Raw genomic sequence first — 9,055 nt, forward strand, 5'->3', positions numbered from 1 at the left:
TAATCTTTTAGCTCAGTTTTTGGACGTAGCAAAGGACGTGATCGATATCGACCTGATTCTCGCTGAGTGGCAAGGCGATGACCCGAAGCGGAATTTCATCAAAAGTGGATGGGAAATACTCAGTTCCATGGGTTGGCTTGCCCGAGTTGGCGACGTCCCGCGCAAGTCCCAGAATCCAGTCAACGACCATGGGTGAGAAATCGATATCCGTGGAGAACTCCGAGAGCGGGTTTTCCTGTTTCATGGCGAGACGCAATTCCGCGGCGAAGCCACGCTCAAGCTGGAGCCGGCCCGATGCCTGGTCGCAATGGACAAGAGCACAATTGGGCCATAACTTGCCAATTTTCCGGGTATCAAGATTTTGCCAGTTCGGGTAGCGATTGCCATTCCTGATTTCCATCCAATAGGTCAGAATATCCGGGGCGACGGTCTTTTTCTGCCAGCCCTGGCCCGCTGTTGGGCGGGCCCAACGGGCCCGGCGGGGAGGGACCGCAGATGGTGGAGTTGGCGCTACAATTTTCTCGGCAGGAGCCAGTGCCGGTGCCTGTGCCTGTGCCAATAATTTTGCTTCGAGCGGCTGTTTTTTTGCGTGTACTGCTTTTCGCGCAGGTTTCGGTTTTGCCTTGCGCGGTTTAGGGGCAAGCTTTTGTTTGTCCGCCGGATCCGTGACATTGCTGTTAAAGGCGTGTTTCGGCACCGGAAAAGTAGGCTTGCTCGCCTCTAGCTCTTCCGCCAGTGCCTGAAGCCTGTCGGTTATATCGCCGGATTTAATTTTTTTTGATGCATCGGGGATCGCGTCCCCTGTTCGCCGCAACTTGATCCGGGTCAGTGATGCCGCATCGACGCCACTATCCGCATCCTTGTTTTCAATGGTTTCACGCATGGTTGGTTACTTCCATTTAGATCGACGATTTATCGAATATACATTTGCATGATTGCGGCAGAATTTCGGTTCCATGATTGGCGACATATTCTTCCAGAGCGGTTTCAAAGATGGTTTGTGCCGACATTTGAGTATGGGCAGCAATCAGTTTTAATTGCAGATGGTCCTGTGGCGCCATGCGCACGGAAATGCGAATACGTCCAAGCCCGTCCTTCTTCAGCTTCGAGACCTCTGTTGCAATTTCCTCGTACCGTGACTCGGGGAGCGCATCTACCGGTTTGGGCCGGGGGAGGGTCTTGTTGGCAGTGTTGATAACGGAATAGCGAGTTTGGGCCTGTTCGGGGCCGGCGACCTTTTCATCGTTGGCCTCATCTGGCATTGGCGCAAACAGGGTATTTTCCGCGGCTGGCTCTGCGTCATTCCGCTCACTTTTCACGGGGGCGTCGGCGCGCTCGGTGGATGCCTGCACGCTCTGGTCGTCCATCTCGGCGGCGGCGGCCTGACTTTCAGAGAAATCCCGGACACGGTTGTAAATCCGGGAAATTCCAGCGCTGTTTCCGGCGGAGCCGTCATCGATCAACTTACGCGGTGTCAAGGCGGTCGATGCCGGGGAAGCCTTGCCCTTCGAGGCAATCAGTGAACTTGTTAAAAATGCTGCTTTCATGTCAATTCTTCTTCTTTTCGACGGGCAGAGCTCAGTTATAGGCGGCACCATTGCTGGCGGCGGCAGATGGGCGATGCTGGGGTGTAACCGGATGACTTGGCGCCAGGCGGGCGATACGTTCCTGGATATAGGTCCAGAGCTTGCTTATTTCCTCGCTGGATTTTGACGACGGGCTCAGCTCCATCGTCGTCCGCCCGTCAATCATGCTGGCAGCGAAATCAACCCGTTGATGAATGACCGAGGGGGCGAGGGTTCCGTGCTGGGACAGAGCAATCGCGGCTTCGCTGGTGATCCTTGCCCTTGGCGTGGCGCCGTTGACGACAAAGATCAACGGCGTGTTCAACCCTTCCGCAAGCTCAACAGTTGCGCCGACAGCGCGCAGGTCATGCGGGCTTGGCCGGGTGGGGATGATCAACAGGTCGGCAAGGCTGATAACATCGGCAATGGTCGAGGTGATGGCGGGGGGAGTATCGACAAATAACAGCTTGATCCCCATTTTTTCCATACGACCGATATCGGCGCCGAGCCGTTCCACGGTGGTTCTCGCAAACAGCGGCGTCTCGGCCTCACGTTCGTTCCACCATTCGGAAAGACTGCCCTGGGGATCCGTATCGACGAGCGCCACGGGACCCTGTCCGGCCATTTCGGCCTGAACAGCGAGATGGCCGGCAAGTGTTGTTTTGCCTGATCCCCCTTTTTGTGACGCAACTGCAATAACCTTCATCAGAACTCTCCTGCACGGTTCTTGAAACTGGAGAGGGAGACAGAGGGTTTTAGGGCCAATGGCCGCCGTCCAGTTATTATCTTCTAAGGAAGAAATTACCGGCTAAAACTTAAAAGAGGATTACGAATTAAGGCGAATCAAGGTAAAAATTTATGCATATGAAGGGGGTAGGGCGTTCAGTCATGCCTAAAGCATAAACTGTTCATCAAGAATTCGCTTCTCCAGATTATGCTCCGGATCGAACAGGAGCCGGATCGTGATCTCCCGTTTTTCATGGATAATAACCCTGTCGACATCGCGCACTTCAATCGCATCGGCAACCGCGCTGACAGGCCGTTTTACTGCCTCCAGTACCTTGAATTCAATTTTTGCCTCGCGCGGCAGGATGGCTCCGCGCCAGCGACGCGGTCGGAAGGCACTGATCGGGGTCAGGGCGAGAACCCCGGCGTTTACAGGGAGGATTGGCCCGTGGGCGGAATAATTATAGGCGGTGCTGCCCGCTGGCGTCGCCACCAGAACGCCATCGCAGGTGAGTTCCTCTACCTTCACATGGCCGTCGATCGTTATCTGGATTTTTGCCGTCTGCCGACTTTCCCGGAGTAAGGAGACCTCATTAATCGCCAAGGCCTCGACTTGCTCGCCGTTCATCCCGATTGCTGTCATGCCGAGCGGATGCAGTTCTGTAATTTGGCCAGCATCGAGCCGTTCTACCAGTCCCTCCTCGTTATAGGCGTTGAGCAAAAACCCGACGGTTCCCTTGTTCATTCCATAAATCGGAAGGTTGAAACCCATGAAGGCATGCATAGTTTCCAGCATGAAGCCATCACCGCCGAGGGCGACAATTATCTCTGCCTTTTCAAGTGGATAATGACCGTAAAGCTTGACCAGCCTGTCTCTTGCCGCTTGTGCATCTGCCATGTCACTCGCGGTGAAATAAATATTCATCCGTCGTTAGCCGCCCGTCACGCTCATATGGCGGGGAACCGCCGGTTTGTCGTCCGACTTGCGGTCAATGATGAAGTCATGGCCCTTCGGCTTACGGCCGATCGCCTCATCGATGGCGGCATCCAGCGCATGCAGGCCATCCGGGCCGCGAAGAACCGCCTTCAGGTCGGCGTTATCCTGCTGGCCAAGGCACATATACAGCATGCCGGTACAGGTCAGGCGCACCCGGTTGCAGCTTTCACAGAAGTTATGGGAAAGCGGGGTGATGAAGCCGACACGGCTGCCGGTTTCCGCGACATCAAAATAGTCGGAGGGCCCGCCGGTCTGGTAGCTTGATGGCGATAGGCTCCAACTCCCCGCAAGTTGCTTCTTGACCTCGGACAGGGGAAGAAATTGATCAGAGCGATGTTCGTCAATAGCCCCCATCGGCATGGTTTCGATAAAGGTGATATCCATGCCCTCCGCACCTGTCCATTTGATCAGGTCATCAAATTCATGGTCATTGAAGCCCTTGAGGGCAACCGTGTTGATTTTAATCTTGAGGCCCGCTGCTTGTGCGGCCTTGATACCGCCCATGACCTTTTCAAAATTCCCCCAGCGGGTGATATCCTGAAACCGGTAGGGGTCGAGCGTATCAAGCGAGACATTCAGGCGCCGCACACCGGCATCATAAAGCTGCTCTGCATACGTCGCGAGCTGGCTGCCATTCGTCGTCAGGGTAAGTTCATCAAGTTCGCCGCTCTTGAGGTAAAGCCCGAGATTACGAAACAGTTCCATGATGCCTTTGCGCACCAGCGGCTCGCCGCCGGTAATGCGTATTTTGCGCACGCCCTTGCGGATGAACGCGGCGGACACCAGCTCCAGCTCTTCGAGGCTCAAAACGTCCTTTTTTGGCAGAAAGGTCATATGTTCCGACATGCAGTATTTGCAGCGGAAGTCACATCTGTCAGTTACAGAAACTCTGAGATAATTTATTTTTCGGCCAAACGGATCAATCATGTGTTTGTTCCAGGATAATTAGGGTGAACAACTACATTACCGAGGATATATTTTTCGTGCCGATTTGCAAGTCACGAAGGAGTGGGGTTCGCGCTAAATGCTAGCCTGTCTCTGCATACCGAATTTCCCCGGCCATGAATTCCGCGTTTCGTAATGCCTCTTTCGCGGCGTCGGTTCCCAACAGGTCGTAAAAATCCATGGGCGCGGATTTCGTCAGCGACAGGATTGACGTACCTTTATCCCGTATTGAAGTTGTCAGGTCATATATAGTCTTGAAAATTACGCGATCAATATCGAGGGCGCGACAGGCGACGGCGAGAAGCTCCGAGTTTTCCGCATAAACGATCTTGCGAACCACCTGGATATCGAGATCAAGCAGTTTTGCGAAGGAAAATTCAAACAGGTCGATTTCGCCCTGATGCAGGGATTTTATCATGAACCGGCTACTGAGTTCGCCGGATTTGTGCAGTTTTTCAACAAGCAGGGCGGACGGGTCACAGTCGCCGGAAATAGCACCAATCGTTTCCTCGCGGTCGTGAATATCGACATCCAGCGCCTTGGCATCGATCTCAAAATTCTCGATGATATATTCACGCAGTGACATCGAGACCCAACGGTACATTTTTTCGGCGACGGGCCGGGGCAGGAACGGGCGTTTCAGCAGTGGCAGTTGGTATTGCGGAATGAACTCCGATTGTTCCCCCAGATAGTTGAGCAAGAGCAACGGCATCTGGGCGCTATGGTTCTCAAGCAGCGTGAGCGTGATCTCGGGATTGTTGATTTCGCAAAGTGCTGTGCAAACATCTTCACTGATATTGTCCCGCGCGGCGACTGCGAGCCGGTGCTGGGTCGAGCGGTGCTTGATGATTTCAAGAAGGTCGGGCTCGAACAGAAGGCCACAATCTTGAAGGATCGGTAAGGCCACCTCGATTTCCTCGTTGGCCAGAAAAACCATCAGGTCTTTGGGAACATTAAGTTTTTTGGCAAGCCTCTTGGCGAAATGGGCGCGAATTGATTTTTCGACATCCGCCGTTATCCGGCAAATAATGTCGCCCATGATCTCCTTCTCGACCTCAGTGAAGGAATTATCGTCATTAACGAGGAAATCACTGATTTTCTTGTACAGAAACTCACGCTGCTCGGGCTGCTTGTTCTCTGCCAGCCCGAGTAGGTGTTTTATTTCCACAATATTTTCCCGGCTGTCCGACGTCACAATGCTATATCCGATATGAAATAACGGGCCTGCAGCAATGATAAAAAATTACTGTTAATAAAGAGATAATTTCTAATGGAATTCGGTCGAAACGACAAAATCATGTCTGATTTTAATGCGCGAGAGGCAACCGTATCTTGAAACGGCTCCCCGTCGAGAGGCTGCTCTGGACGGTTATATTGCCGCCCATCAGTTTCGCCAGTTTGAGCGAGAGTGTGAGGCCAAGGCCGACACCGTCCGTCCCTCGGCTATAGACCCCTTCATGGGCCTGCTTGAACGCCTCGAATATTTTTTCCTGATCCTCTTCGGCAATACCCGGCCCCGTATCCCAGACCGTGATGTCGATGAAGGTGTCGTCAATGATGTCATATTCGATGCCGACGGAGCCGTCGCGCGGCGTGAATTTGACAGCGTTTCCGAGAATATTAACGAGGATCTGCAGGCATCTTGTCGGATCGACGGCGAGATAGACCTCTTCGTCAATTCGGGCGCCAATCAGTTCCAGCTTCTTTTCCCGCACATGGTTCTGGACCAGCACACAGGCGTCTGCCACCAGTGTTTTCAGGGGCATGCGGGTGATTTCGATAGGGATTTTATCGCTTTCGATGCGGGCGATATCCAGAATATCCTCAATCAGACTCAGCAGATGCTTGCCGGAATTCAATATATCGCCGACATATTCGCGGTATTTATCGCTGATCGGGCCGAATGTTTCCAGCCCGATTACCTCGGCAAAGCCGATGATCGCATTGAGCGGCGTTCTGAGTTCATGGCTCATGTTAGCGAGGAAGGTGTTTTTTGCCCGGGCAGATTCCAGGGCCTTCTTGGCGGTGACTTCCAGTTCGATGTTTTTCTTGGTAATTTGGGTGACGGCACGTTCAAGCTCGGCTTTTGAGGTCATTGCCTCGTCTTCGGCAAGCAACCGCGCGGTTATATCGTCACTGGTGCCCCGATAGCCGGTAAAACGGCCTATTTCGTTGAAAACGGGCACGCCGCTGATGTTGAATATTTTGAAGTTGCCGCTCGTATCCTGAATTTCAAGTGGCACAGCGCGGAACGGTATATGTTTTTCAACTGCCGCCTCCGCCTTGTTGCCGCCATCGTTTTCCGGTTTAAAGATACCAAGTTCAGACAGCTTCTTGCCTTTTAGCAGGAGCGGAGGCAAGCCAACGGCCTGCACGACACGATCCGAGACAAAAATGAGTCGCCCCTCTGCGTCCGTTTCCCAGATCCAGTCAGATGCTGCCCGCGTAATATCGAGGAACCGGCGCTTTTCCTGCTTTAGCTTTGCTTCGGCATTGACCTGCCGGGTTGAATTGATAAAGCTGCCGCAGATCGCGATTAAATGCCCGTCGTCATCAAAGATCGGAAAATGACGGGACAGGAAATATTCCATCTCTTTCCCGCTCCTGAGGGAAAGCTGACGTGTCTGCGTCTCTTTCGTCTCGGCGATATTACGGACGATATCGAGATGTTCCACGGCGAGGCTTGGAAGGATTTTATCGTCAATTCGCTGGGCGGTGGCGGGGCGAAAACGCTCCCGATAGCCGGAATTGGCATAGATGACAGTTCCATCCGGCCGGGCCATATACATCGGTTGGGCTTGTTCGAATACTGCGTCAAAAAACTCACGACTTACGATGCTTTGCATCGACGGAATTCCTGAGCCGCTGGTGTTTTTAACATCAGAGTGAAGCGAAACTACGCTTCCGTGCCCCAGTTTCGTCATTTACTAATACACATGCATCCCCGGCATGGTCCCCAAACTCTTTTGCCCCCCAATGACAGTCACAAATAAACTTTCAGATCCTTTAAGTCATCATCGAGTTTTTCGATCGCCGACAAGAAATCCTTCTCCAACTGCCAGAAACGCAAGGTCAATTTTGCATTCTTCACCGCAAGCTTATCATAAAACTTCAACATAATCTCAACTTCTTCGGGGCTTGTGATGTTTTTTATACTTTTATTTGTCGAAATACTACGGGTCAGGAGATAAATAACGGAATAGGAGTTGCGGCTGAATTCCAGGGCCTTGATGACGATGGTAAGGGCCTCGGCGTTGGAATCATATATAAAGCGGCTGACTTTAAGGTAATCAAGGCCCGAAAGATGGGACAGGGCAGTGACGAACAAACGGATCTGCTTGCTGCGCAACGTCTGCACCAGAAATCGCTCGTTGAGTTCCTTGCGCTTGGCCAGCGCCGCGACCAGCTTGTCGGCTTGGGAGCTTTTCGGTGGGATATCAAACGGGTATTCGGCTTTTGCGGCAGCGACAATTTTTTCGTTGAGGTCCAGCTCGTCAATTTCAAAATTTTCGAGAATGTGGCGCCGGAGCGCGGCGGAAACCCACCAGAACATTTTGTGGGCAAGGTCGGCAGGAATATCATGGCGGGCAATCAACGGCTCCTGAAATCGGTCTATGCGCTTTGATTCCTCTACGAGATACTCCATGCTTTCCCGCGATATCTCGGCATCCCCGTTTTCGATCAGGTGGGAGATGACGTCCTCGTCGCCGAAATTGATCAGTAACTCGCTGATGGTCGCACTGATGTCGTCACGTTCGGCGATGACGAGCAGATGCTCCTTACTGCGGTTCTGGATAATTTCAATCAGGTCCGGTTCCGCCAGAAGGTGACTCTTGAACAGGATCGGGCGGGCAACATCTATTTCATCATTGGCCAGAAAATTAATCAGGTCGTGCGGCGCCTGCTTGAGGCCGGCCAGTTCTTCCGCCAAATTCTGCCGCAGCGTGATTTCAATCTCAGAGACCAACTTGGTCAAAATACTAGAGACAAGGGCATGCTCGCGTTCGCTCATGCGCTCTTCATGGCTCAGGAACAGATCGCTGATATTGGTGATAAGTTGGCGACGGCCACGTTTCGTACTTGCCTTGGATAAGGCAATCAACTTGTCCAGATCGTCGTCTTCGCTTGGTGTCATGTCTTTTCCGTTTGATTGTACGGTCTTAATGATTTTAGTTTATAAATAAAACGTCACTTTAAAGTTTCGAAATTGGCAAGGCCGGTGCTTTTCATAGTTTCATTCGGATTGCGTTTATTTCTCAAACAAGGATCTCAAGTGTCCCCAATATTCAGTATTTGCCTTAAATTCCGGTTAATTCTTTCCCTTTTATGTCACATATATTTTTGCATATGAACATATTCCTGCCAAAACTCTCTGGTCTTTAGTGGCATATCTTGCTTCAGTTGGGGGTGTCTGGAGCCATGCTATATAACGGATAGCGATGAAAAGGCGCCGCTAAATTCAGATAATGCCGCGGGGATAAGGTTGGAAAACGTCGGTCATAAATGGTAACTTTCCAAAGTTTTACAATTCCTTAAGAATGTCGGGGCATTATAGGCCGACGAGGAATTAGGATTTGATTTGTCTAAAACAGGCATCACCAGCGCGTAAGGGAAAAGCAGTGACAGAAGAATATCATGAACTTACAAGACTAATCGAGCGTCTTCATCGCCGATTTCTGGACGTGCTTCGGACAGAACTGACTCTTATGGAAATTACGGATATCAATGCCGTTCAGGCCTTGTTGCTCGCAAATATCGGGGACGAAGAAATAAATGTCCGCGAATTGATGTCGCGGGGATATTATCAGGGTTCAAATGCCTC

General features: G+C 51.9%; 8 protein-coding genes and 1 pseudogene. 1 reads left to right on the forward strand and 8 read right to left on the reverse strand.

The genetic code is table 11. The features are described from left to right. Nucleotides 1–7: 7 nt before the first annotated feature. The 8 genes from ACESNI_RS06805 to ACESNI_RS06840 all read right to left on the reverse strand — a co-directional run bounded on the left by ACESNI_RS06805 (nt 8) and on the right by ACESNI_RS06840 (nt 8,368). Nucleotides 8–883 (reverse strand): hypothetical protein, encoded by an 876-nt coding sequence (locus ACESNI_RS06805; protein WP_373085789.1) that lies wholly within the window; start codon nt 881–883, stop codon nt 8–10. A gap of 16 nt (nt 884–899) precedes the next feature. Then, nucleotides 900–1,547 carry a hypothetical protein gene (locus tag ACESNI_RS06810; protein WP_373085790.1) on the reverse strand — a complete coding sequence of 216 codons (648 nt, stop codon included), beginning with the start codon at nt 1,545–1,547 and terminating at the stop codon, nt 900–902. Nucleotides 1,548–1,578: 31 nt separating this feature from the next. Then, entirely contained in the window at nt 1,579–2,271 is a 693-nt protein-coding gene (locus ACESNI_RS06815; protein ID WP_373085792.1) for an AAA family ATPase, read from the reverse strand. A 186-nt stretch (nt 2,272–2,457) separates the two neighbouring features. After that, nucleotides 2,458–3,216, reverse strand: coding sequence for an NAD kinase (locus ACESNI_RS06820; RefSeq protein WP_373085793.1), 759 nt, complete (start codon nt 3,214–3,216; stop codon nt 2,458–2,460). 6 nt (nt 3,217–3,222) lie between these two features. Continuing rightward, nucleotides 3,223–4,215: a GTP 3',8-cyclase MoaA gene (gene moaA / locus ACESNI_RS06825; RefSeq protein WP_373085795.1), complete on the reverse strand. Its 993-nt coding sequence runs from the start codon at nt 4,213–4,215 to the stop codon at nt 3,223–3,225. 100 nt (nt 4,216–4,315) lie between these two features. Then, nucleotides 4,316–5,401: a DUF2336 domain-containing protein gene (locus ACESNI_RS06830; protein WP_373085797.1), complete on the reverse strand. Its 1,086-nt coding sequence runs from the start codon at nt 5,399–5,401 to the stop codon at nt 4,316–4,318. A gap of 139 nt (nt 5,402–5,540) precedes the next feature. Further along, nucleotides 5,541–7,079: a PAS domain-containing sensor histidine kinase gene (locus ACESNI_RS06835; RefSeq protein ID WP_373085798.1), complete on the reverse strand. Its 1,539-nt coding sequence runs from the start codon at nt 7,077–7,079 to the stop codon at nt 5,541–5,543. 137 nt (nt 7,080–7,216) lie between these two features. Further along, nucleotides 7,217–8,368 carry a DUF2336 domain-containing protein gene (locus ACESNI_RS06840; RefSeq protein ID WP_373085799.1) on the reverse strand — a complete coding sequence of 384 codons (1,152 nt, stop codon included), beginning with the start codon at nt 8,366–8,368 and terminating at the stop codon, nt 7,217–7,219. Between the two features lie 484 nt (nt 8,369–8,852). On the opposite strand from ACESNI_RS06840, the pseudogene ACESNI_RS06845 reads away from it, so the two are divergent. Continuing rightward, a pseudogene (locus tag ACESNI_RS06845) lies at nt 8,853–9,055 on the forward strand (MarR family transcriptional regulator); the annotation flags it as partial.

The sequence above is a fragment of the Sneathiella sp. genome, from assembly GCF_041689005.1.
Taxonomy (GTDB): domain Bacteria; phylum Pseudomonadota; class Alphaproteobacteria; order Sneathiellales; family Sneathiellaceae; genus Sneathiella.